Annotated in this window: 19 protein-coding genes; 5 read left to right on the top strand and 14 right to left on the bottom strand. The window is 29.7% G+C overall.

The genetic code is table 11. From position 1 onward, the window contains the following. Positions 1-35 precede the first annotated feature (35 nt). From BLU40_RS11540 to BLU40_RS11505, 8 genes are all read right to left on the bottom strand, one after another. A complete protein-coding gene (locus BLU40_RS11540; RefSeq protein WP_090123591.1) occupies positions 36-2,303 on the bottom strand; it encodes a TonB-dependent receptor in 2,268 nt (755 codons plus the stop codon). 85 nt (positions 2,304-2,388) lie between these two features. Further along, positions 2,389-2,775, bottom strand: a complete 387-nt coding sequence (locus tag BLU40_RS11535; RefSeq protein WP_090123588.1) for a hypothetical protein — start codon at positions 2,773-2,775, stop codon at positions 2,389-2,391. Positions 2,776-2,800: 25 nt separating this feature from the next. Next, the gene (locus BLU40_RS11530) at positions 2,801-3,697 is read right to left on the bottom strand and encodes a 1,4-dihydroxy-2-naphthoate polyprenyltransferase (RefSeq protein ID WP_175454784.1); all 897 of its coding nucleotides are present in this window, start codon (positions 3,695-3,697) and stop codon (positions 2,801-2,803) included. A gap of 9 nt (positions 3,698-3,706) precedes the next feature. Continuing rightward, positions 3,707-4,321: a hypothetical protein gene (locus BLU40_RS11525; protein WP_139170955.1), complete on the bottom strand. Its 615-nt coding sequence runs from the start codon at positions 4,319-4,321 to the stop codon at positions 3,707-3,709. 4 nt (positions 4,322-4,325) lie between these two features. Further along, a complete protein-coding gene (locus tag BLU40_RS11520; protein WP_090123584.1) occupies positions 4,326-5,105 on the bottom strand; it encodes a (Fe-S)-binding protein in 780 nt (259 codons plus the stop codon). A gap of 53 nt (positions 5,106-5,158) precedes the next feature. After that, positions 5,159-6,469, bottom strand: coding sequence for a 4Fe-4S dicluster domain-containing protein (locus BLU40_RS11515; protein WP_090123581.1), 1,311 nt, complete (start codon positions 6,467-6,469; stop codon positions 5,159-5,161). Positions 6,470-6,473: 4 nt separating this feature from the next. Further along, positions 6,474-7,433 carry an MlaD family protein gene (locus tag BLU40_RS11510; protein ID WP_245729938.1) on the bottom strand — a complete coding sequence of 320 codons (960 nt, stop codon included), beginning with the start codon at positions 7,431-7,433 and terminating at the stop codon, positions 6,474-6,476. A gap of 60 nt (positions 7,434-7,493) precedes the next feature. Then, positions 7,494-8,657: an N-acetylmuramoyl-L-alanine amidase family protein gene (locus tag BLU40_RS11505; RefSeq protein ID WP_245729937.1), complete on the bottom strand. Its 1,164-nt coding sequence runs from the start codon at positions 8,655-8,657 to the stop codon at positions 7,494-7,496. A gap of 196 nt (positions 8,658-8,853) precedes the next feature. Between BLU40_RS11505 and BLU40_RS11500 the strand changes: the two genes are divergently transcribed. Both BLU40_RS11500 and BLU40_RS11495 read left to right on the top strand, forming a co-directional pair. Next, positions 8,854-11,451: a putative LPS assembly protein LptD gene (locus BLU40_RS11500; RefSeq protein ID WP_245729936.1), complete on the top strand. Its 2,598-nt coding sequence runs from the start codon at positions 8,854-8,856 to the stop codon at positions 11,449-11,451. Positions 11,452-11,463: 12 nt separating this feature from the next. Then, positions 11,464-11,844, top strand: a complete 381-nt coding sequence (locus tag BLU40_RS11495; protein ID WP_090123576.1) for a RidA family protein — start codon at positions 11,464-11,466, stop codon at positions 11,842-11,844. Between the two features lie 4 nt (positions 11,845-11,848). Here BLU40_RS11495 and BLU40_RS11490 read toward each other — a convergent pair whose 3' ends face one another. The 6 genes from BLU40_RS11490 to BLU40_RS11465 all read right to left on the bottom strand — a co-directional run bounded on the left by BLU40_RS11490 (position 11,849) and on the right by BLU40_RS11465 (position 20,177). Then, a complete protein-coding gene (locus BLU40_RS11490; RefSeq protein ID WP_090123574.1) occupies positions 11,849-12,211 on the bottom strand; it encodes a methylglyoxal synthase in 363 nt (120 codons plus the stop codon). 20 nt (positions 12,212-12,231) lie between these two features. Then, complete coding sequence (gene gap / locus BLU40_RS11485; RefSeq protein ID WP_090123572.1) at positions 12,232-13,227, bottom strand: type I glyceraldehyde-3-phosphate dehydrogenase; 996 nt, start codon at positions 13,225-13,227, stop codon at positions 12,232-12,234. Next, positions 13,220-13,774 carry a hypothetical protein gene (locus BLU40_RS11480; protein WP_139170954.1) on the bottom strand — a complete coding sequence of 185 codons (555 nt, stop codon included), beginning with the start codon at positions 13,772-13,774 and terminating at the stop codon, positions 13,220-13,222. Before BLU40_RS11480 ends, gap begins: the two co-directional genes overlap by 8 nt. A gap of 1 nt (position 13,775) precedes the next feature. Beyond that, positions 13,776-14,762, bottom strand: coding sequence for a 6-phosphofructokinase (pfkA, locus tag BLU40_RS11475; protein WP_090123567.1), 987 nt, complete (start codon positions 14,760-14,762; stop codon positions 13,776-13,778). An 88-nt stretch (positions 14,763-14,850) separates the two neighbouring features. Beyond that, positions 14,851-15,756: a nucleotidyltransferase family protein gene (locus BLU40_RS11470; protein ID WP_090123565.1), complete on the bottom strand. Its 906-nt coding sequence runs from the start codon at positions 15,754-15,756 to the stop codon at positions 14,851-14,853. A 5-nt stretch (positions 15,757-15,761) separates the two neighbouring features. Next, a complete protein-coding gene (locus BLU40_RS11465; RefSeq protein WP_139170953.1) occupies positions 15,762-20,177 on the bottom strand; it encodes a translocation/assembly module TamB domain-containing protein in 4,416 nt (1,471 codons plus the stop codon). Positions 20,178-20,264: 87 nt separating this feature from the next. On the opposite strand from BLU40_RS11465, the gene tsaD reads away from it, so the two are divergent. The 3 genes from tsaD (at position 20,265) to BLU40_RS11450 (ending at position 24,073) form a co-directional block, all read left to right on the top strand. Then, on the top strand, positions 20,265-21,299 hold the full coding sequence (tsaD, locus tag BLU40_RS11460; protein ID WP_090123558.1) for a tRNA (adenosine(37)-N6)-threonylcarbamoyltransferase complex transferase subunit TsaD: 1,035 nt from the start codon (positions 20,265-20,267) through the stop codon (positions 21,297-21,299). Between the two features lie 55 nt (positions 21,300-21,354). Beyond that, entirely contained in the window at positions 21,355-21,771 is a 417-nt protein-coding gene (locus tag BLU40_RS11455; RefSeq protein ID WP_139170952.1) for an HYC_CC_PP family protein, read from the top strand. Positions 21,772-21,844: 73 nt separating this feature from the next. Further along, on the top strand, positions 21,845-24,073 hold the full coding sequence (locus BLU40_RS11450; protein WP_090123553.1) for a TonB-dependent receptor: 2,229 nt from the start codon (positions 21,845-21,847) through the stop codon (positions 24,071-24,073). Position 24,074 lies beyond the last annotated feature (1 nt).

Raw genomic sequence — 24,074 nt, 5'->3', positions numbered from 1 at the left:
TGGTTACAAACAAACGTATAAAGTATAACTAACAATTAAAAATTATACTTTATATATGTTGTAAAGTTTCTACCAGGTTCATATATTTTACCCGATAGTAAACTAGAATTTTTAAATGAATAATTTAAATGCTCGTAATATGTTTTATCCAAAACATTTAATACTGCCGCACCTATAGAAACATTTTTAAAAGGCTCAAATCCTGCTCTAAAATCTACAATTCCAAAACCTGGTGTTTCGCTCTCCATAAACGATGTTGAAACTCTACCTTGACTAGCTACTAAACGAGCGTTTAATGCTAACCAATAATTCTTATTTTCGAATTTTGCGCCAAGATTAGCCATAAAAGGTGGAATTTGTGCTAAAGGTTCATTTAAATCTGTATTTTCACCTTGTGTATAAGAAACTTCAGAAGTGAATAACAATTTATCTGAAGCTTGATAATTAAAATTGAATTCAATTCCCGTTTGTGAAGCCTCGTCGATATTTATAAATTGTTTTGAAACTGTTGGAGGTGTTGTTGTCATAAATTTTCTTGGTATAGAATTATTTACAACAGGTACAATATAATCTTCTAACAAAGAATAAAATACAGTAGCTCCAATTTCAATAGTGCTAAATCTTTTACTAAAAGAAAGTTCTATTTGGTTATTAATTTCTGGATCCAAATTTGGGTTTCCAACATACTCGTAAGGATCAACTCCAACCGAAAAATGATTGATAAATCGCTCAGCCATACTTGCAGTTCTTACACCTCTACCTAAAGCTATTTGTGCTTGCAACCCATTTTTTTGATATTTTAAAGCTACGTTTCCGCTAATATTTACTTCTGAAGCATTTGCTATGTTTCCTCCGTATAACGCTAAAAAATCAGCTTCAGGATCGTTAATTACTGCTGAAATAATATCTGCTCTTACACCACTTGTTAAGGTTAACTTTTTATTTAACTTAAACTTACCCTCAACAAAAACACCATAATCATCTAATTCTGAATCTTGCCAAATTTTATCAACTTTAGTCATTGGCATTGGTAACATCATACCATTCATCATTTTAACAATACGTGTTCTGCTACCATCTCTTTCAATAACATTAGCATCTACACCAGCAAAAATTCTTGAATTTTTAGAAGGCGTAAAAACAATTTCGGCTTTACCTCCATAAGTAGCAACTTCAACTGGAGATTGTGCATCTAACATTCCAAAGTTTGGACGCCCACCATTAGTCATTAAATGATCTACATATGAATAAAAAACCTTTGCAGAAAAATTATCAATTTTTTCAGAAATATTTTCCCATTTATAATCCAAACCTGCTAAATAACTATCGTCAAACGGAGAATCCATTGGTAAACCTGCGTGATCAATATCTCGACCAAATGATTGCCTCCAAGTTAATTGTAAACGTTGACTAACTGTTGGATTATAACCTAATTTTACAGAGTAATCTGTAGTTCTAAATGACGATGGCACTTCATTTCCATCTCCATCTTCATAATCTCCAAACTCTCTATAAGACCCATTAAAGTGAAGGTCGTATTTATCTTCTACATATTGAACAGAAGCTCCTGTAACCAAATTTCCTCCATTAGATTCGTATCCTCCTTCTACACTTCCGTGCAAACCTTTTTTAGTTTTTGCTGGATTTTTTGCCACTAGGTTAACAATTCCTCCAAAATTTTGACCAAAACGAACTGTAAAAGGCCCTTTTACAATTTCAATTTTTTCAATTTCTTCTGGAATTACATGTGTTGTAATTGGATCCATTCTATTAGGACACGCATTTAAAATTTTAAAACCTCCATCGTATTGAACATTTAATTGTTCGTATTTAAAAGATCTAAAAACAGGCTCCGATGCATAAGCTCCTCTTTTAACTATACCAAAACCTTGTACTTCTTTAAATAAATGTCCAACACTACGCGGTTGGCTTATTCTTTTGGTAGCATCTGTAATAACAACAGATTGTGAAATGTCTTCTAATGGGTTTGACTTCACTAAAATTTCATTTAGCTCAATTTGAGCTGGTTCCATTTTAATTATAATGTTTTGTTGAAGTTTCACAAGTTGTGTTTTATAACCTATATGCGAAACCTCAACTTCAACATTACCTTTTCCCGTTATAGCAAACTTTCCTTCGTCGTCCGATACCGTATACGTACCTCTTTTTAATATTTTTATAGTAGCGTAACCAACCGGTTTTTGGTTAATTTTATTAATTATTTCTCCAGTTATTTCAGTTGTTTGAGCATAAGAAAATGCAGCAAAAAATAGTACTGAAATAGTTAGTAATACTTTTCTCATTATTATTTATTATATATACTATTGTGCATAACAAGCTAGTAATAAGCTGTATGCAATTTTTAAAGTTAATGTAGTGTGCTGTATATTAAATAATAACCTGAGGCGGCTTTAATAAAGAGTTGTAAACGTTTTGCGATGCATAATTAACATATACATAATTTGAAGTGGGAACTTCGACAAAATTAAATATGGTATACTTAAAGAAATCTACAGGGCTAACTGGGTAATCCTCTAAACTAATTGAAGGTATTGTAGAATTGTGATCGTGAGAGTTTTTGAAATCATTTTTATCTAATTGCTTTTGTAAATAACATTTACCGTTACAATCTAAAAAAGGCTTATCTCTATTCTCACATAAAACACTTGCTATATAATCGTAATTAGCATAATACTCCATTATTGGCACTATAGGTTTAACCATAGCCAACAAATACATAAAGTAAAAAAATATTGCTAAAAATTGATTTTTCATTAATCTCTTATAACGTTTGGCAATATTATAAAATTAATCCCAAACCAAATAGTAAAGCGAATAAAAAAGTACTTAAAGCTAATTTCTTTAATTCTGGATCTAACAGTTTTGCTTTTTTGTTAGAATAAACCACTACAAAGTGTTTAGCTATTGGAACGTAAGCTAATAAAAATAAAAAATTAAAAATCGATGTGTAGTTAATTATTGTATAAAGAAATGCAAATAAAAATGAAGCTACTAATAAATAATAATGATAGTATTTTGCAAATTCAGCTCCTATTTTAACAACTAATGTATTTTTATTTGCTAAAATATCCGACTCTCTATCTCGCATATTATTCAAGTTTAAAACACCTGCACTTAATAAACCAACTGAAACAGCTGGTAAAAAAATTGAGAATGATAATTCTTTAGCATATAAAAAGTAACTACCACAAACACTTAACAAGCCAAAAAATAAAAACACAAAAATATCTCCTAAGCCATAATAACCGTAAGCTTTAGAACCCATTGTATATTTAATAGCCGCTACTATGCTCATTATTCCTAAAATAAAAAAAATAAAAAGGTTAAAAAAGTCATCTTTACCAAACGACACGTAGATTAAAGCAATAGCAATAATAAAAGTAATAGCTACAGAAATTTTAATAGCATTTAACATTTGTTGTGGTGAAATAGCTCCACTTTGAATTGCCCTTTCTGGACCAATACGATTTTCGTTATCTGTACCTTTTACACCATCTCCATAATCGTTTGCAAAATTTGAAATAATTTGAAATCCAATAGTAGTTAATATAGCTAATAAACAAATTAACCAATTAAAGTAACCTTGAGATGCAGCGATAAAACTTCCAACAATTATACCTGAGACAGATAAAGGTAAGGTTCTTAATCGCGCTGCGCTTATGTAGTGTTTAATCATTAAACAAACTTAAATGTATTCAATTTCTACAATTTCCTTTCTAATAATGTAGTCTTTAAGTAAAGGAGAATAACATTCTATATTTTGGTATCTTACTCTTACATTAATAAATTCTATAATTTCAGATTGAATTAACTTATCTGAACCTTTAAAGTTTTTTAACCAAACAAATTTTTGAATTTTATCGTCAAAGTCTCTAATAACTAGCGTAGCAAACTCTTTTCCTTCCAATTTAACAATTTGCCCTTCAACTACAGATGTATTATTTTTTTTCTCGTTTTTTGTTTTTTCCTTTTTATCACCTGCTAAAGCCATTAAAACATCTGGGCAAAACTTAACCATACTTAAACCCAACTTTTTACCAAATTCTCTTCCACCTGCTTCACCTTTTTCCAAATCTAATACAATACCTGATTTTTTAAATTTCTTTTCATTTTCTGAATAAAATTTAATCATAAAAATCCCTAGCTTTTGAGTTTTTTCTTTTGCTGAAAGGTTTTTAATTTCGTCTGATTGCATATATTCACAGGTTTTCTCAGCTGCTTCGTCTAAAACTTTATTTTGCGACCAGCCAGAAAAACTAAAAGCAATAATCGAAATAAATACAAGTAACTTAATTTTCATAGCTCTATAAGCTTTTAGCATTTGCAATTAACTCTGCTATATCTAACACTATAATATCATTTTCTTTTTCCTTAGCTTTTACACCATCAGTCATCATTGTATTACAATATGGGCAGGCTGTAGCAATAATTTTAGGGTTTGTTTGTAAAGCATCTTCAGTTCTTAACACATTTACATCTTTATCCCCTTTTTCTGGCTCTTTAAACATTTGTGCACCACCTGCACCACAACACAAAGCAGTAGCTTTATTTCGTTTCATCTCGGTATAATTAACGCCAAGTCTTTTAATAATACTTCTTGGCGATTCATACTCAGAGTTTGCTCTACCTAAATAACAAGGGTCATGAAATGTTAGATTTTCATTTTTATATTTATCTGAAGTAATATCTAGTTTCCCTTCAGAAATTAATTGATTTATAAATTGTGTATGGTGTAATACCTTATAATTTCCACCTAATTGTGGGTATTCATTTTTGAATGTATTGAATGAATGAGGATCGCAAGTAACTATTGTTTTTACTTCGTAAGCATTAAGCACTTCTATATTCATCATAGCTTGCATTTGAAATAAGAATTCATTCCCAGCTCGCTTTGCTACATCTCCAGTACAACTTTCTTCTGTACCTAAAACAGCAAAGTCTACATTTGCATGATTCAAAATTTTTACAAAAGCTCTAGTAATTTTTTTTGCTCTATCATCAAAACTTCCCGCTGATCCAACCCAAAACAATATCTCTGGTTGCTTGCCTTGTGCCATTAAATCGGCCATAATAGGTACATTCATAATTGTAATTTTTTATTCGTGTTTTCCTTATCTAAAAACTTCAATGATTTCTTTTATTCTTCGTCTTTCCAATTTAACCTGTCCATTTGACTGTATTGCCAAGGTGCACCGTTATTTTCTATGTTAGACATCATACTATTCAACTCTTGTGGTGCTGCAGATTGTTCCATTACAAGGTAACGACGCATATCAACAATAATTGATAACGGATCAATATTTACCGGACATTCTTCCACACAAGCATTACAACTTGTACAAGCCCATAATTCTTCTGGAGTTATATAATCGTTTAGTAATTGCTTACCATCGTCTTTAAACTCTCCTTTATTAGCATCTATATTTTTACCTACTTCTTCTAATCTATCACGAGTTTTCATCATAATAGCTCTAGGCGATAATTCTTTTCCAGTAAGGTTTGCTGGACAAGCCGATGTACATCTCCCACACTCTGTACAAGTATAAGCATTCATTAACTGCACCCAGTTTAAATCGGCAACATCACTGGCTCCAAACTTTTCTGGAACTTCATTTTCTGCCCCTTCTGGTTGTGCTGCAAATGGATCTGCTGTTGGGTCCATCATTAACTTAACCTCTTTAGTTACAGATTCCAAATTTGTTAATTGCCCCTTTGGGTTTAAATTAGCAAAATAAGTGTTTGGAAAAGCTAATAATATGTGTAAGTGTTTTGAATAGTATAAATAATTTAAGAACACTAAAATTCCTGCTATATGAATCCACCAAGCGCTTCTTTCAATATAAAATAATGTTGAAGCATTAAAATTTTCGAAAATTGGTACTAAAAACTGACTTATTGGATTACCTGCATCTGCTTGTTGAAAAGGTACATCTGCAGCATTCATTATTAAAAATAACGACATTAAAACCATTTCAAAATATAAAATGTAAAGTGCATCATTTTTAGGAAAACCTTTCATTTCTTTATTCCAAAAACGTGGAATTCTAACAATCATTCTTCGTATCCAAAATACAATTACTGATGCTAAAACTAAAAATGCCAATATTTCGAATGAGCCAATTAAAACACTATAAAAACCTCCTAAAAACGAAAGTACTCTATGCGTTCCAAACAATCCATCAATTATAATTTCAATAACTTCTATATTAATAATTATAAATCCAATGTATACAATTATATGTAACACTCCTGCAATTGGACGTTTAACCATTTTAGATTGTCCTAAAGCAATCATAGCCATATTTTTCCAACGAGCACTCGGATTATCAGATCTATCAATATCTTTTCCTAGTTTTATGTTTCTTGTTAGTTTTCTAACATTTTTTACAAAAAAACCGATTCCAACAAATAAAAGAACAGCAAATAATATATTATCAATATAACTCATAGCACTATTGTTTTTTTTCTACTTCAGGCTTATAACCTTTATCCTTTTTACCAAATAATGAAAAATGTACAAAACGTTTTGGGTGCAATTTCATTTCATTTAACAATTCTTCTAACTCTTTAGAAGCGTTTGTTAAGTTTGTGTACATCCCGTCGTCTTTCATTAATTTACCTAAAGAGCCTTTACCTTGCTCTACATTAGTTAAAATAGCATTAATACTTGTAACCGTAGTTTCTAAATTTTTAACCATAGAACCAATATTGGCGTTAGATAATGTATCTGAAAGCTTTGCTAAGTTTTTAGTCATTACCTCAGCATTATTTAAAGTTTTCCCTAACTTTTCTTCATTATTTTTAACTAACGTATTTACAGATTGAGAAACTTGTTTAAAGTTTGAAACTACTGAATTTAATTGAGCAATGCTTTCTTTAATACTTTTTCTACTTTTTGCATCAATTATATCATTCAGTCCAACCATTAAAGAATCTGCACTAACAATTACATTTTCTACTTTAGCTTGTAAAGGGTTTAATTTTTCGGTTACTGAAGAAAAAATATCTGATTCTATTTCTCCCGACAAATAATCTCCTGGTTCTGCCATTTCACCTTCATAAGATGGCACAATAGCAAGCGATTTACCCCCCATCAAACTAGCACTATAAATTTTTGCAATACTTTTTTTAGAGAATTCAAAATCATTTTCAACACTAAATTCAACAATTAAATGCCCTCTTCTTTCTGGCGCTTTATCAAATTCTATATTTACAACTTTACCTACCTCTACTCCGTTAATAGTTACTACACTAGCAGTATTTAAACCTTGCACATTCGCATATTCGGTTTTATAGGTTTTTAAAGGGCCGTCAAACATATTAAGTCCTTTTAAAAAGTTATAGCCCCAAATAAATAAGCCTATAACTACAACAGCAAATATTCCTGTTTTTAATTCTCTTGTTATTTTCAAAATAAAGTGTTTTTGAATAGCAATAATACTAATTATTTTTGTGAGTAGTAAAGTTTAATACTACGATTTTTTAACCACGCTTGTTACTGGCACTTTTTTACCATTTTTAAAAGCAACAATAAACGAAGAGTTATAGCCTTTTGACTTTGCCAATTGGTGAAGTTTTTTTATTTCTGAATAGCTTGAAGTTGAACCTAAATAATACTTATAAAGTTTAGATACTTTAACTCTTTCAATATTTTTTAAGCCTTTAAAATTATATGCTTTTGTTGCTAACTTTCTTCCTCCAGAGGCTATTTGTACTTTAAAAACTACAGATTTATCTATTTTAACGCTTGTTGAAGTACTTGAAGTAACTGTTTTAGTTTTTACTTCTTTTATTTCTGAGTTTGCAACCGTATTTATATTTAACTGATTAATGTATTTTTTAATCCCTTTAAAAATAGACGCTGAAAACTTTTGCTTTCCACTTGCCGAATTTAAAAAAGAAGCTTCGCTTTTGTTAGTTATAAAACCAGTTTCAATTAATATACTTGGCATATATGTTTGATGTAAAACCACAAAACCTGCTTGTTTTACACCTCTGTTTTTTCTTTTTAACGAATAGGTTAAATCATCCTGTATAATACTTGCTAATTGAATACTTTGGTCTAAATACTCTTCTTGCATTAAGGTTAAACCAATAATAGATTCTGGCGAGTTTGGATCGAATCCTTTATAATTTGTTTTATAATTATCTTCTAATAAAATTACAGAGTTCTCCGCTTTTGCAACTTCAAAATTTCGTTTATTTGCGTGTGTACCTAAAACCCAAGTTTCGGCTCCATAAGCACTAGATGTATGCGCATTACAATGTATGGATACAAATAAATCTGCATCAGCCTTGTTAGCTATTCTACCACGCTCCCATAAATCTATAAAAACGTCTGTTTTTCTAGTATAAACAACTTTAATATTTTTTTCTTTTTCTAATAATTTTCCAACTTGAAGAACAATATTTAAAGCAATATCCTTCTCTTTCATTTTTTTATAACCAACTTTTCCAGGGTCTTTTCCTCCGTGACCTGCATCTAAAACAACTACATATTCTTTTTTTTGAGCAAAAATGCCTTCATTTCCAAAAAGAAATGCAATAAAAAATACGAAAACACTAAGGAATTTCGTTGTTATTTTAATTTTAGAAAGAGTTGTGAGTTCATCAATTATTTTAATTATTTTTGGCAACTAATATATGCTAAAACAATTATTAGGCCATATATTAAGTTATGGTAAATTTTGGTTGAAATATTTATAAGCTAAATTAAAAAAACTTATGCTTTCAACCCAATTTTAATACGTATTTTATAAAATCTATATTATTAAAACGAATACTAAATATTCAATATTATTTTTAATTGCTGTTTTTATCAGTAATACATTTTTGTATTCGCAAGAATTAAAAACTATACCCAGTAAAAAAATTCCTGCAAAGGTAAAAGATACAGTTACACCAACTGTTCTTAAAGACTCTCTAGTTTTTAATAAAGATTCTTTACTAATTAAAAAGGTTGACACAATAAAGCCTAAAGAAGTTTTAGAAAACATTATTGAACACAGTGCAGATAGTTTAATTAGGCAAGACATTAAAAACAATAAAATTATACTGTATAAAAATGCCAAGGTTAATTACGGAGACATTAACCTTCAGGCTGGTTATATTGAAATTAATAACAATACTAATATTATACTTGCCAAAGGAATAAAAGATAGTATTGGTGAGTATGCACAACACCCTGTTTTTACACAAGGCTCACAAGAGTCTGTTCAAGATTCATTAATGTTTAACTTCAAAAGTGAAAAAGCTAAAATTTGGAATTTAAAAACCGAACAAGAAGGTTTAATTATTTTAGGTGAAAACAGTAAAAAATATAACGACTCAATTATTTTTATTGAGAACATTAAAATAACCTCATCTCAAAAAGAAAATCCAGATTATTATATAAAAATTAAAAAAGCAAAGTTTATAAAAGACAGTAAATTAGTTGCTGGTAGTAGTCAATTGGTATTAGCTGATGTTCCAACACCTGTTATTTTACCTTTTGCATATGTACCTTTAACAAAAGGAAGAACTTCAGGTTTTTTAATGCCTACTTGGGGTGAAAACAATACGCAAGGTTATTTTTTACAAAATGGAGGTTACTATTTTGTTGTTAACGATAATTTAGATTTAGCCGTTTTAGGTGACATATACACAAATGGTAGCTGGGGTTTAAGAGCCGAATCTAGCTATAAAAAACGCTATAGGTATTCTGGTAACTTTACGTTTAGGTACGAAAATTTAATTAGCAGTTTAAAAGGTCTTGACGATTATGGTAAAACCGCAAACTATAACCTTAGATGGAGTCACAGTCAAGATAGTAAAGCAAGCCCAAACTCTAGATTTTCTGCTTCTGTGAATATGGGTAGTAGTAAATACTATAAACAATCTAATAACGAATACAATACAAACTCGTTTTTAAACAATACTTTAAGTTCTTCTGTTTCTTATTACAAAAAATTTGTGGGTACACCATTTAATATAAATATGGCTGTTACACACTCGCAAAACACAAATACAGAAACTATTAATATGACATTGCCTAATTTTCAATTAAATATGGATAGGCTTTATCCATTGGCAGGTAAAGGAGGCACAAAAAAGAATGCAATTCAAAAAATTGGATTAAATTATTCTATGAAAGCAGAAAATAGAATAACTACAGATGATGATTCTTTTTTCAAAAAAGAAATGTTTGATCAAGCCAGAGCCGGTGTAAAACACACAGCATCATTAAACACCAATATGAAAGCGCTTAAATATTTTACTATATCTCCAAGTGTTTCATATAATGAAGTTTGGCAATTTGATAGACTTACAAAAGAATTTGATGATGTTGAAAATGCTGTTGTCAAAGATACTGTAAGTGGTTTTAATTCTTTTAGAGAGTATAGCTCTTCTGTTTCATTATCTACTACCTTATATGGTATGTTTAAATTTAAAAAAGGAAAAATTGAAGCTATTAGGCATACGGTTAGACCAAGTTTATCTTATTCTTACCGCCCAGATTTTGCTTCAAATTATAATGAAGAATTTCAACAAAGTGAAGATCCAACAGATATTGCTACATACTCTCCTTTTGAAGGTGGACTTTATGGAACACCTGGAAGTGGGCTTTCAAACAGTTTAAGTATTGCTTTAAATAACAATGTTGAAGCCAAATTACGTTCAAAAGATTCAACCGAGACTGAAGCAAAAAAAATTATTTTACTAAACAATTTAAACTTTTCAACCAGCTACAATATGGCAGCTGACTCTTTAAAATGGAGCCCTGTTAATATGACTGCCGGAACAAAGTTATTTGACAATAAATTATCATTAAACGCCCGTGCAACATTAGACCCATATGCTATAGATGTTACAGGTAAACGTATAAACACCTTTAATATAAACAATGGCGGTAGTTTATTTAGAATTACAAACGCAGGTTTAACTATGAACTATTCTCTTTCATCTAAAGATAACAAGAAAGGAAACAGTGCTGCTGATAGAAATAGAGATGCCAATAACTCTGATGGTATTTTTGGTGAAAATTTAAGAAACTCAAATCAACTTGGAGGTAACGAAGAAGAAGGAGAAGAAAAAGAAGCCAAATTATATCTTGCAAATATGCCTTGGACTTTAAAATTGGCATACGCTCTAAATTATTCAAATAGTGCTAGGCAAAACGAAATTTCATCACATTCATTAATGTTTTCTGGAGATATAGATTTAACACCTAAATGGGCCGTTGGATTTTCATCTGGTTACGATATGAAAAACCAAGGTTTTAGTTATACTCAACTTCGTTTTTCTAGAGATTTAGATAGCTGGAAATTAAACTTTAACTGGGTTCCTTTTGGAACGCGACAAACATACTATTTCTTTGTTGGTGTAAAATCTTCTATGCTTAGCGATTTAAAGTATGATAAAAATAAAGCTCCTGATAAAACATTATTTTAAAACTTCTAGATTATGAAAAAAATAATAAACACTAGTAATGCTCCGGCTCCAATAGGGCCTTACAACCAAGCAATTTTAACAGGTAATACGCTTTACACTTCTGGTCAAATAGCAATAAATCCTGCCACAGGAGAATTAGTTTTAAACTCTATAAAAGAAGAAACAACTCAAGTTATGGAAAATTTAAAGGCTGTTTTAGCAGAAGCTGAAATGACTTTTGAAAACGTAATAAAATCATCAATTTTTATTTCAGATATGAATACTTTTTCTGAAATAAATGAAGTTTATGGTAGTTATTTTAACGCAGAAACAGCTCCAGCAAGAGAAACTGTAGAAGTTGCAAACCTTCCTAAGTTTGTAAATGTAGAAATATCTGTAATTGCTATTAAGTAATTAACTAAAGTGCTTTTATTAACAACTCTGCACTTGCAGGATTTGTAGCCAAAGGAACATCGTGCACATCGCATAAACGCATTAACATTGCAATATCTGGTTCGTGCGGATGCATACCTAAAGGATCTCTAAAAAAGAAAACCATATCTGTTTTTCCTTCAGCAACTCTACTCGCTATTTGAGCATCACCTCCGTATGGTCCAGACAAGTATTTTTTCACAGTTAAACCAGCTTTTTCAGCGTGTTTACCTGTTGTTCCTGTTGATATTAATTTAATTTCTTTAGCTAAGATTATAGCTTTAAAATCCATTAAAAACTGAACCATCTCAGTCTTTTTTCCATCGTGTGCTATTATTGCAATTTCCATAAAATAAAGATATTAAAAATCTATTTAATAGTATTTGAATATTCAATTAAATCTACCAGTTTAGTAGCATAACCAAACTCATTATCGTACCAACAAATAATCTTAAAAAACTGATTATTTAACTCCATACTAGCTGAAGCATCGAAAACAGAAATTCTTGGTTCAGAAACAAAATCTTGAGACACAACCTCGTCATTAGTATACCCTAAAATTCCTTTTAATTCATTTTCTGAAGCTTTTTTAATAACTTCTTTCAAGTTTAAAAATGATGTTGGGTTATTAAACTTCACCGTAATATCAACCAAAGATACATCTGGCACAGGAACTCTAACAGCCATAGTTAACACCTTATTTTTTAAAGCTGGTATTATTTTAGTTAATGCTAAAGATGCTGAGGATGTTGTTGGAATCATATTACTTAATGCAGCTCTACCTCTTCGCCAACTATCTTTAGGACCATCTACAGTATTTTGGCTAGATGTAACACAATGTACTGTTGTAACCATAGCTTCTTCAATATTAAATTTGTTGTGTAAGGTATTTAATATTGGAGCTAAACAATTAGTAGTGCAAGATGCATTTGAAAACACCAAATCTTCTTTTGTAAGTTTATGGTTATTAACTCCCATTACAAACATTGGCGCATTTTTAGAAGGTGCAGAAATTACTACTTTTTTAGCGCCAGCTTTTAAATGCAATGATGCTAAATTTTTATCTGTAAAATATCCTGTAGATTCAATAACATAATCTACATTAACTTTATTCCATGCAATATTTTCTGGTTTTGATTCTGAAGTTACTCTAATACGTTTACCATTAACAATTAAAGTATTATTTTCTATTGTTACAGTTCCATTAAACTTACCATGCACAGAATCATACTTAAGCGCATAGGCAATATATTCAACAGACATTAAATCATTAACAGCAACAATTTCAACATTATTCCTATTAATTATAGATCTAAAAGCAATTCTTCCAATTCTTCCAAATCCATTAATTCCTACTCTAATCATTTAATTTAGATTGGTATTCTTCTTCGAGTTGAGCAACTCCAAAATTTAACAATTCATTTGTTTCGTACTTTTCATCTTTATTTGAAGAATCTAAAAGAAGTTCGTTTTTTTTAAAATACAAAACTCTCTTATAAACTTTGGCTTTACTACTAATTTCTTCTGAAGGAAATAGTTCGTATATTTTAATACAAACCAATTCATCCTCATCAAAATAAAAGGCTTTAAGCTTCACAAAATTATTTTCTAGATAATCTTTGTGCTTAACTTTTACTATTTTTTGTCTATAAAAGGTGGTATTCTTTTCAGAAACGTTTTTTGTAATTCTCTTTTTCTTTTTGAAGTTTTTTAATTCGTCTACACTTATACTATCAAAATCTTTTGAACTAGCATTTACATGGTAAACAAAACTATCTACTCCATTTACATAGTTATCAATTTTTTTAACGAGTTCTCTTTTTATTAGTTCATTTGGGTCTGGCTCAACAACTTTTGTTTTACAAGACACCATTAAAATAATAAGAAAACATACTAAAAAAAATCTATTCATATTATATGGACATTATATCACTTACTCTTAATAGCTCTCTATTTATATTGTGTTTTCCTTTCACAGCTTTTTCCAAATCGGTTGTTTCAATCTTACCGTCTACTAAACCAACCATTAAGTTAGTTTTACCGTCTAACAACAACTCTACCGCTTTAACTCCTAATCTGCTTGCAAGTACTCGATCAAAACAACTTGGAGCTCCACCACGTTGCATATGACCTAATACAGAAACTCTTACTTCGTATTCAGGTAAATTTTCTTCAACATAATTGGCAAGTTCAAATACACTTTTACCAATTTTATCTCCTTCTGCAACTACAACAATACTAGAAGATTTACCGGAGCGTTTACTTCTCTTTAGAGACTCCAATAACCTATCTAACCCTAAATCTTCTTCAGGCACTAAAATTTCTTCAGCTCCAGCACCTACACCTGCGTTTAATGCAATAAACCCAGCATCTCGCCCCATTACTTCAACAAAAAATAAACGGTTATGAGAACTTGCTGTATCTCTAATTTTATCTATTACATCTACCACAGTATTTAATGCTGTATCATAACCTATTGTAAAGTTGGTTCCATAAATATCGTTATCTATAGTTCCTGGAACACCAATACATGGAAAACTGTATTCATCATTAAAAACCATTCCACCAGTAAAAGTTCCGTCTCCACCAATTAATACCATAGCATCAATACCTTCATTTAATAGGTTTTGATGTGCTTTAGCTCTACCTTCTTTAGTTCTAAACTCTTGAGATCTTGCCGATTTTAAAATGGTACCTCCTCTATTAATTGTATTACTTACCGAGCGAGCATTTAATTTAATAAAATCACCTTCTATTAAACCTTCATAACCTCGATAGATACCAACACATTCTACATTGTAATAATGACATGCGCGAACTACTGCTCGTATTGCAGCATTCATACCTGGTGAATCTCCACCTGAGGTCATTACTCCTATTTTTTTTACTTTATTTTTCATTTTTCGAAATGCAAAGTTAAAATTTAATTTTAAATCAACCCTAAAATTCTAATTTTGAATTATTTACAATTATTCAAAAAAAATTAGTTTACTTCCACAAAAACTTAGGGTATACACCTTCTTCTTTTAATTTTTGAATTTCAGCTTGAACATAAGCTTTATCCTCTTTATAAGTTACTCCAAACCAACGCGCATTAGATTTTAATACTTTTAGGCTTGCTGTTTTATTTGTAATTACGTGGTTTATTACTGAAGGAATAAAAAATTCTGCTTTTGGCTCTTTATAATTTTCTTCTAAAAATGCTTCGAACATTGATGAAGAAATATCGAAGTATTTAGGTGTAAACCCAAAACAATTCATTGAAACTATTGTTTCTTCAGAAATTGGCACTAATTCTTCTTGATCGTTTTTAAATTTTAATGCTCCATCTATTTTTTCTATATGTGTGCGTTCTGTAATTCCTGTTAACAATGCTTCATCATCTACAAAACATTCTCCTCTAGAAACAAATCCGTGTTCAGAAATTGTGTTTTTTAACACATACCCCATCATATTAAAATTAGTAGAATTTTTATCTGTTTTCTTAAATTCATCTGCCAATCCTTGAAAAGCTTCTCTACCATAAAAATCATCGGCGTTGATAACTGCAAAGTTTTCATTAACTGCATCTTTTGCCATTAATAAAGCGTGACCAGTACCCCAAGGTTTTTCTCTTCCTTGTCCTTTAAATTTTTCTGGAATATTATCTACTTCTTGAAAAACATATTCCACGTCTATTTTACCTTCTAATTTAGGTGCAAAAAAACCTTTAAAATCTTTTTCAATACTTTTTCTAATTATAAAAACTACTTTACCAAACCCAGCTTGAATTGCATCGTAAATAGAGAAATCTAAAATTGTATCTCCTTGTTCTGAGAATGTATCTAATTGTTTTAATCCTCCATATCTACTTCCAACACCTGCGGCTAAAATAACTAATGTAGGTTTGCTCATATGTATTAATTTTTAAATTTAATTAATGTATTTTGTTTAATAATTGTATCTGCTTTTTTTACTGCTGCTGAATCTACAACTTTTTTCTTTTTTAAGCCTAATTTTTCTAATAATTCTCCTCCATTATCAAAATCTATTTGATAACTAATTCCAACTCCTTGGGTATACCCTTCTTCTTCTCCACTATATTGAATTTCATTTTGTCTATTAAATACAGAAGACCTTAACGTTCCTTCTTCATTCATTAAAAATTCAACATTTACTTCTCCAATTACACTTGTTTGTTCTTTAGAACCTACTGGAACTCCAACTTTACCGTTAATTAATATTCTGTCGTTTAACTGGTAATCAACATCAATACTAATTTGATCATACGTATCTAAGTTATCAATACTATTTTTTTCACCAACCGTATAAACAGGCTTTAACTTAAATTTATTATCTCCTTGATTAAATATATTATCGAAAGCATTAGATAACATATCCGTTGCCGTACCATACACCAATCCATTTGTGTTTACGCTTAAATCATTTTCATTATAAAAAGATCCTGAAGCTAGTAACGACACAAAATTTAATGTTTTACTATTACCATCATTGTCATTTAATTTAAACTCTAACTCTGATGCTACTGTAGAACTAGAATTAGGAATTTCAATATCAAACGCTCTTTGAGAATTAAATAATTCTCCTGAAAAACGAGTTATTAAATCGATAGGAATTTTTCTATTTGTGTTTACATTTTCTAATAAAGTTCTTGGATTTGCCGAGACTCTGTAAACGGCTTCAATGTCTAAAATTGCAGTAAACGGATCGCCGCTCCAAGAAATACTACCTCCTTTTCTAACCGTAAATGGTTTATTTATAAAACCTCCGTATTTAAAGTTATATATTCCGTTGTCTACAATAAAATCACCATACATATCGAATTTATCTTTGGTGTCTAAAGCTATTTGTAAATTTCCGTCTCCGCTACCTTTTAAATAACTACCAGTGGCTTTGTCTAATACCATTTCTACAACAGCATCTGGAGTAACTTCTAGATTAAAATTTAACGACATTCCTTTCAACTTTTCTGAAATAAAAGCCTTTCTTATTTCTTCAATATTATCAGCATTTTTATTTACAAAACGTATAAGTTGATTGTCTTCTACCGTTTTAACATCACTAATTGGAATTACAAAATGAGTTCCTTTATTGGTTTTACCTGTTACATCTATAACTAGCTTATCTGTTGGACCAGAAAGCGTTGCGGCTCCTTGTAAATATCCTGTTCCAAAATAAATTGAATTTTCTTCTTCTTCGGTATCTAACACCAATAAATTTTGAGTATTTAAATCTAAATTTAAATTCCAAGTTTTAAAAAACGAATGTTTTAATGTACCTGTTAAATTACCCTTTGTTTGGTGTTTTGTATCTTTTAAAGTTACATCTTCAAAAGTAAAAGTTTGTTTATCCAATGCAATAATACTCGTTCCTTCCATGGCATAATCTACATTTATGTATGGAAATGATAAACCTACTTTATCTAAAAATAAATCTCCTGTCATATCTGGATTGTTCATTTTACCAGTAAAATTAACATTACCATAAACAAAACCTCTAATGTTTGTAAAAACATCTTCACCTAACGGACTAAAAGCATCTAATTTAAACTCTTCAAAATCTACAATTACATCGAGTGTAGGCTCTTTGGGTGTAAAATCTAAATCTCCTTTGGCAGAAAAAGTTATAAAATCGTCTCTTACTAACGTAGAGCTTAACTTATATTTTGTTACTGAATTATCACCTTCAATATTAATTTTTAAATCTCCCTGTTTAGAATTATTTATATGAAAATTATTTAAAGATAGATTTGCTTCTGGCTTAATTTTATTGTGTAACTGACTATAATTTAGTTTACCATTAATTAATCCTTTTAAACTTAAACTATCAATTTTTGGTGTAATATTTTCGAGCTTTACATTGGTAAATTTAAAATTAAGTTTTTTTGAAACTGTGTCGTTAACAATACCCGAAAACTCAATTTTTTGATTTTCTGAAGCTATTAAAAAAGGGCTAATATTATAAGTATTAGTTACATTATCAAATATAACTTTGTTTAACTTGTTATTTTTAGGGTTAATTCTCCAACGCTTATCTTTAAAGGTAAAATTAGAATTTTGCAATCCAAACACCGATTTATTATTACTATCTAATGTGTGAAAAAACGATAAGTTATATTTATCTTTTTTCTCAATTCCGTTTTTAAACTCCGTTCTAAAATACAAGGTGTCATTTAACGTAACATTTACCAACTGAAACTTAGAAATATCATAATAATCAGAGTTTATTTTATCTATAGACAACTGCGTATTAAATAACGGGTTTTTATTATCTATTTGTAAACTAAGCTTTTCAATACTATTCTTATAGGCTTCAATTATTGGCGATTTCATATTTAATTTAAACAAATTATTGTCTGAATTAATATTACCACGAATAATTGTATTTGGTCCTAAATTAACATCCGGATAAAAAATCTCAACTATTTTATTGTAAATTTTAAAACTAAAATCTAGTTCTTGTCCTGCTGTTACTTCATTCGGTTTGTAATTGGTATAAATACTACCAATTGAGTTTTGAACTAAATTACCTAATTCATTAACTTTAAATTTACCACGAACCATTCCTTCAATAATTTCAGAAGAATTAATGGTTATTGTTCTAATGCTGTCCTCAAAACTTGATGTTACATTAAAATCTTTAAAAAAGTAGTTTCCTTTTGGATTTGAGTATAATGAGTTTTTAAACTTTACAGTACCAACTAAATCATCTAAAGTATTTCCTTTTACATTAATATTTATTTCACCTTTTACATTGGCAATACTATCTCGCTGAAATACTTTTATTGTTTTTAAATCGCAATAATCTACTACTGTATTAAAATCGAATGTATAAACATCGTTAGATAAATCGGCCAAACCAGCAAAATTAAGTTTTAGGTTGTCATCATTTACTTCAACCTCTCCATTAAAATGTTTATTTTTTACAACACCGTTTACACCTATATTATTATATGTATACCCATTATAATCATAACTTAAAATGGTTCCTATTACTGAAGTATTCATTTCTTCTAGCGTAAAACCTTTTCCGTCTACATCTGCTTCTAATGATACATTACCATATTTAGAATTTTTTAATATCTCATTCAACTTAAAATCCTCAATTCTTATATGACCTTTGTATGAAGCTTTATCAATCTCAGAAATATTTGACAATTCTAGGTCTGAAACTGAAGTACCCAAATCGGTATTTAATGTTAACTGTGCATTTATTTTTTCTTCGGTAATATGTGTATCTCCAATAATATTAAACCTTCCAAACATTTTAAAAGATGATGGCAAGGTATTACCCAAAACATTTGGCAGTAATTTTTTTAAGTGGTTATAATCTGATGTTAAATTGGCTAGCTTCCCTTTTAATTCAAATCCATTATCTCTATTAAATGAATTTATAAAATTTAAATCTCCTTTAATTATTGCGTTCTGATCAGATTTTAAATCCATATTCTTGGCCGTAAAATCGTTTAGAACTCCAGAAATTTGTGTTTTAAAATGTAGCACATCTTCCGTTCCAATTTCATCATAAAAATTCTTCAAATCGGTTAACGATAAATGAGCTTCTGTAACATTTGCACTAACATTTACTTTATTGTTGAAATCTGAGAAATCTTCTCGTTTATAATTAAACTCAATATCTGCTTTTAAGTTAGAGGTTTCTGTTTCTAGTTTCGTGTTTTCAAACTTCATAAAACTTTTAGTGTAAGTAAAATCACTTTTTAAGCTTTTTACAAATACATTATGAGTTTCTACAAACGAAATATCTTTAATCGCTACATTAACATTTGGGCCTTGTATTCTAAAATCTTTTGCTACACCTTCTATTTTTTTAAAAAACACAGGCAAAGGTTCAGCATCATTTTCATCAATTATATAAACTTCTCCCTTTTCAAGGTTTAATTTTGAAGAAGTCATTAAAAAACCAGAAGGTTTGTCAGACACTGTTCCGTCATCAAACTTATCTACAAAAACGGTTAAACCATCATCAACTTCACCTTTATAAGTTTTTATATTTAGCTTAAAATTATCTAAAGAAATTGAACCAAACTCAAGTTTTGAGTCCATCATTTTTTTGAAACTCAAAATTGACGTAGAAAGATTGTTTACATAAATTAAAGAATCTCCGTGATGATCTTTTATAAAAACATTTTTTAGCTGAACCTGACCCAAAAACGCCAAATCAACTTTTTCAACATTTATAGCAACATCAAACTCATTATGCAAATAATTTGTAGCCTTTTTACCCAAACTTGTTTGCACTGCCGGTATAGACAACAAAATACTTACCAACACTAATAATAGTGCTAGAACAAGCAAAATTCTGACAAGTATTTTTTTTAATCGTTTGATAAGCTGTAAATTTGCATTTTTTATGGCAATATTCGTGCCTTTTTTGTTTAAAATATGGTTAAAAATAGATCAATTTATATTCTAGGTATAGAATCGTCTTGCGATGATACCAGCGCTGCTGTTTTATGCAACGGAAAAATACTTTCTAATGTTGTAGCAAATCAAGAAATACACGCCAAATATGGTGGTGTTGTTCCTGAATTAGCTTCACGTGCGCATCAACAAAATATTGTTCCTGTAATACAACAAGCAATTGAACAAGCAAATATCGATAAAAAAGACTTAAATGCCATAGCTTTTACTAGAGGACCTGGTTTAATGGGATCTTTATTAGTTGGTACTTCTTTTGCTAAGTCTTTATCGCTAGCTTTAAACATTCCTTTAATTGATGTAAATCATATGCAAGGACACGTTTTGGCTCATTTTATTGATGAAGAAGGACAAGAAAAACCGCCTTTCCCTTTTATGTGTTTAACTATTAGTGGCGGCCATACTCAAATTGTAAAAATTACCGATTATTTTTCTATGGAAGTAATTGGTGAAACTATTGACGATGCTGTTGGTGAAGCTTTTGATAAATCTGCAAAAATTCTTGGACTTCCTTATCCTGGTGGGCCATTAATTGATAAATATGCTAAACTTGGAAATCCAAAAGCATATAAATTTACCAAACCAAGAGTTAAAGATTTAAACTATAGTTTTAGCGGTTTAAAAACTGGTATTTTATATTTTATTCAAAAACAAGTAAAAGAAAATCCAAATTTTATTGAAGAAAACTTAAACGATATTTGCGCTTCAATTCAACAAACAATTACAGAAATTTTATTCGACAAACTTAAAAAAGCAAGCTTAGAAACAGGTATAAAACACGTAGCAATTGCTGGTGGTGTTAGTGCAAATTCTCAAATTAGAAACACTTTAAAATCTTTTGAAAACACCTTAGGCTGGACAACTTACATTCCTAAATTTCAATTTACTACAGATAATGCTGCTATGATAGCTATTGTTGGTTATTATAAATATTTAGAAGGTATTTTTGCTGAAGAAAATGTAGTTGCAACGGCAAGATTAAAAGTAAACGAGCAATAATTTATTTTAATTTTAACTATTTATATTAATTCTAAATTGTAACTTTGCAAAACAAATGAACACTTATATCCGAAAAATATTAGCCGTATGTATGGTAGCAATTCTTATGCTATCTACAACGTCGTTTTCGGTATACAAGCATTTTTGTGGTGGTAATTTAGTTGATGTTTCAAATTATGAAACTGTAGATGATTGCTGTGATGTGGTTATAAAATCTTCCAAAACCGATAGCTTGAATTTTTCAGCTGAAGATTGCTGTAAAAATGAGTCGGCAGAAAAAGAACCTTTACATTTTGACTCAAACGAAGTAGTTAAAATTAAAAAAAGCCAAGTTATTTTTATAGCTTCATTTTATTCTACATTTATAAAAAAAGCAACTAAACTAACCACTTCAAATAAGTTTTACGCAAACTTATTACTGCCCAAAATAACACAAAACAGGCAAGTTTTATTCCAATCATTTCTTATTTGATTAGTATTCTATTTAATTAAAAATAATGTCATCCTAAAAGGCTGACTAATTATCAATTACTTAGAATCTAAAAATGAAAAAACACATAATTCTTATGTTAATACTATTTCCTTTAGTAGTATTTTCGCAAACTAAAATTAAAGGAACCGTACTAGACAGTAATAACACGCCTATTTTTGGTGTAAATGTTTATTGGAAAAACACATCTATTGGAGCTACAACTGATGAAAATGGTAAATTTGAAATTAACCTTATTAAAAGCACACATCTTCTTGTAGCAAGTTACATTGGTTATAAAACAAAAGAAACTGTTATTCAAAACCAGAATACTTTAACTATTGTTTTAACTGCAGAAAACGAATTAGACACAGTTACTGTTAAAAGCCGAAAACAAAGTTCACATAGATCGTCATACGTATTACAAAATGTAATAAATGTTAACAAAGGTGAATTATTAAAAGCCGCATGTTGTAATCTAGCAGAAAGCTTTGAAACAAACCCTTCAATTGATGTAAACTTTACAGATGCTCTAACTGGAACCAAACAAATTAAAATGTTAGGTTTACAAAGCCCATATATTCAAATAGTACAAGAAAACATTCCTAATATTAGAGGAGCAGCTCAAAATTTTGGGTTAACATTTACTCCAGGAACTTGGGTAGAAAGTATTCAAATTACTAAAGGTGCAGGAAGCGTAATTAACGGCTACGAAAGTATTACAGGACAAATAAATGCTGAATTGGTAAAACCATTAACAGATAGTAAATTATTTGTAAATGCATATGGTGCCATTAACGGTAGATTAGAATTAAATACTCATATAAATCAAAAAGTATCAGACAAATGGAACACTGGTTTATATATTCATGGGAATTTAAGAGACAATAAAATAGACAACAATAATGATAATTTTATCGATGCTCCTCTAATGAAACAAGTTAATGTTATGAACAGGTGGCAATATACCAATACAGAAAAAGGTTGGGTAAGCTTTATTAACTTTCGTTATTTAACAGATAGTAAGCAAAGTGGTGAAGTTGAATTTAACCCAGATATTCATAAAAAAACAACTACTTATTGGGGAAGCGAAATTGACACCGAACGCTTTGAAACTTCAGCAAAAATAGGCTATGTATTTCCTGATATGCCTTATAAAACTTTCGGCCTTCAAATGTCATATAGCAATCATAAACAAAACTCTTATTTCGGATTAAAAGATTACAATATTAAACACCAAAGTTTATACGCTAACTTTATTTACAACTCTATTATTTCAAACACAAAAAATAAAATTAGCACAGGTATTAGTACAACTTATGATGATTTTGATGAATTAGTTTTAACAAACTCTTATGTTAGAAATGAAAAATCAATTGGCGTTTTTTTTGAATATAATTATGACAATTTAGATAACTTAAGTCTATCTGCAGGAATTAGAATAGACCATCATAATTTATTAGAAACTTTTATAACTCCAAGGCTACACATTAAATACACTCCTTGGGAAACAGGAACTCTAAGATTATCTGGTGGAAGAGGAAAACGAAGCACTTCTATTTTTGCTGAAAACCAGAAACTTTTTGGCACCAACAGAACTATTAATATTGTAGCTAATAATGGCGATTTTTATGGTTTAAAACCTGAGATTGCTTGGAATTATGGAGTTTCATTCAATCAGAAATTTAATTTATTTAATAGAAAAGGTGATATTACTTTTGACTATTATCAAACAGATTTTGACCAACAAATAGTTGTAGATTGGGAAAACCCATCACAAATTTCATTTTATAATAACACCACAAATAGTAATGCTACTAGTTTTCAAGCTGAAATTAATTATAGCCCATTTACACACTTTACAATTAGAACAGCCTACAAATACCAAAACATAGAAAACAATTATATTTCTGGTGTTAAACAAGCTCCTTTGCAGGCTAAAAACAGGTTCTTTACCAATCTTGGGTTTCAAACCCATCAAAATGAAAAAGGTGGAAATTGGAAGTTTGATTACACTTACAATTGGCAAAGTAAACAACGAATACCAGATACAAGTATATATAACACCATATACCAACAAGGTGAGTTTTCTAATAGTAACAGCATAATGAATGCTCAAATTACCAAAGTATTTTCACCTAAATTTGAATGGTATATTGGTGGTGAGAATTTAACAAATAGAAAACAACAAATTCCAATTTTAGGAGCCGATAATCCTTTTGGTACAAATTTTGACACAAGTTTAGTATATTCGCCTATACTAGGAGCAAATTATTTTACAGGAATTAGATTTAACATTGAATAAA

It is taken from the genome of Lutibacter oricola, assembly GCF_900106565.1.
Taxonomy (GTDB): domain Bacteria; phylum Bacteroidota; class Bacteroidia; order Flavobacteriales; family Flavobacteriaceae; genus Lutibacter; species Lutibacter oricola.
This window is presented reverse-complemented; position numbering and strand designations above follow the sequence as displayed.

What these genes read in the sequence shown, in the direction of transcription:
- BLU40_RS11515 (WP_090123581.1), bottom strand. Translation starts at nt 6,469, where the DNA reads ATGAGTTATATTGATAATATATTATTTGCTGTTCTTTTATTTGTTGGA.
- BLU40_RS11470 (WP_090123565.1), bottom strand. Translation starts at nt 15,756, where the DNA reads ATGAGCAAACCTACATTAGTTATTTTAGCCGCAGGTGTTGGAAGTAGA.
- BLU40_RS11455 (WP_139170952.1), top strand. Translation starts at nt 21,355, where the DNA reads ATGAACACTTATATCCGAAAAATATTAGCCGTATGTATGGTAGCAATT.
- BLU40_RS11480 (WP_139170954.1), bottom strand. Translation starts at nt 13,774, where the DNA reads ATGAATAGATTTTTTTTAGTATGTTTTCTTATTATTTTAATGGTGTCT.
- BLU40_RS11525 (WP_139170955.1), bottom strand. Translation starts at nt 4,321, where the DNA reads ATGAAAATTAAGTTACTTGTATTTATTTCGATTATTGCTTTTAGTTTT.
- BLU40_RS11490 (WP_090123574.1), bottom strand. Translation starts at nt 12,211, where the DNA reads ATGGAAATTGCAATAATAGCACACGATGGAAAAAAGACTGAGATGGTT.
- BLU40_RS11530 (WP_175454784.1), bottom strand. Translation starts at nt 3,697, where the DNA reads ATGATTAAACACTACATAAGCGCAGCGCGATTAAGAACCTTACCTTTA.
- BLU40_RS11520 (WP_090123584.1), bottom strand. Translation starts at nt 5,105, where the DNA reads ATGAATGTACCTATTATGGCCGATTTAATGGCACAAGGCAAGCAACCA.
- BLU40_RS11535 (WP_090123588.1), bottom strand. Translation starts at nt 2,775, where the DNA reads ATGAAAAATCAATTTTTAGCAATATTTTTTTACTTTATGTATTTGTTG.
- BLU40_RS11540 (WP_090123591.1), bottom strand. Translation starts at nt 2,303, where the DNA reads ATGAGAAAAGTATTACTAACTATTTCAGTACTATTTTTTGCTGCATTT.
- BLU40_RS11450 (WP_090123553.1), top strand. Translation starts at nt 21,845, where the DNA reads ATGAAAAAACACATAATTCTTATGTTAATACTATTTCCTTTAGTAGTA.
- tsaD (WP_090123558.1), top strand. Translation starts at nt 20,265, where the DNA reads ATGGTTAAAAATAGATCAATTTATATTCTAGGTATAGAATCGTCTTGC.
- BLU40_RS11495 (WP_090123576.1), top strand. Translation starts at nt 11,464, where the DNA reads ATGAAAAAAATAATAAACACTAGTAATGCTCCGGCTCCAATAGGGCCT.
- gap (WP_090123572.1), bottom strand. Translation starts at nt 13,227, where the DNA reads ATGATTAGAGTAGGAATTAATGGATTTGGAAGAATTGGAAGAATTGCT.
- pfkA (WP_090123567.1), bottom strand. Translation starts at nt 14,762, where the DNA reads ATGAAAAATAAAGTAAAAAAAATAGGAGTAATGACCTCAGGTGGAGAT.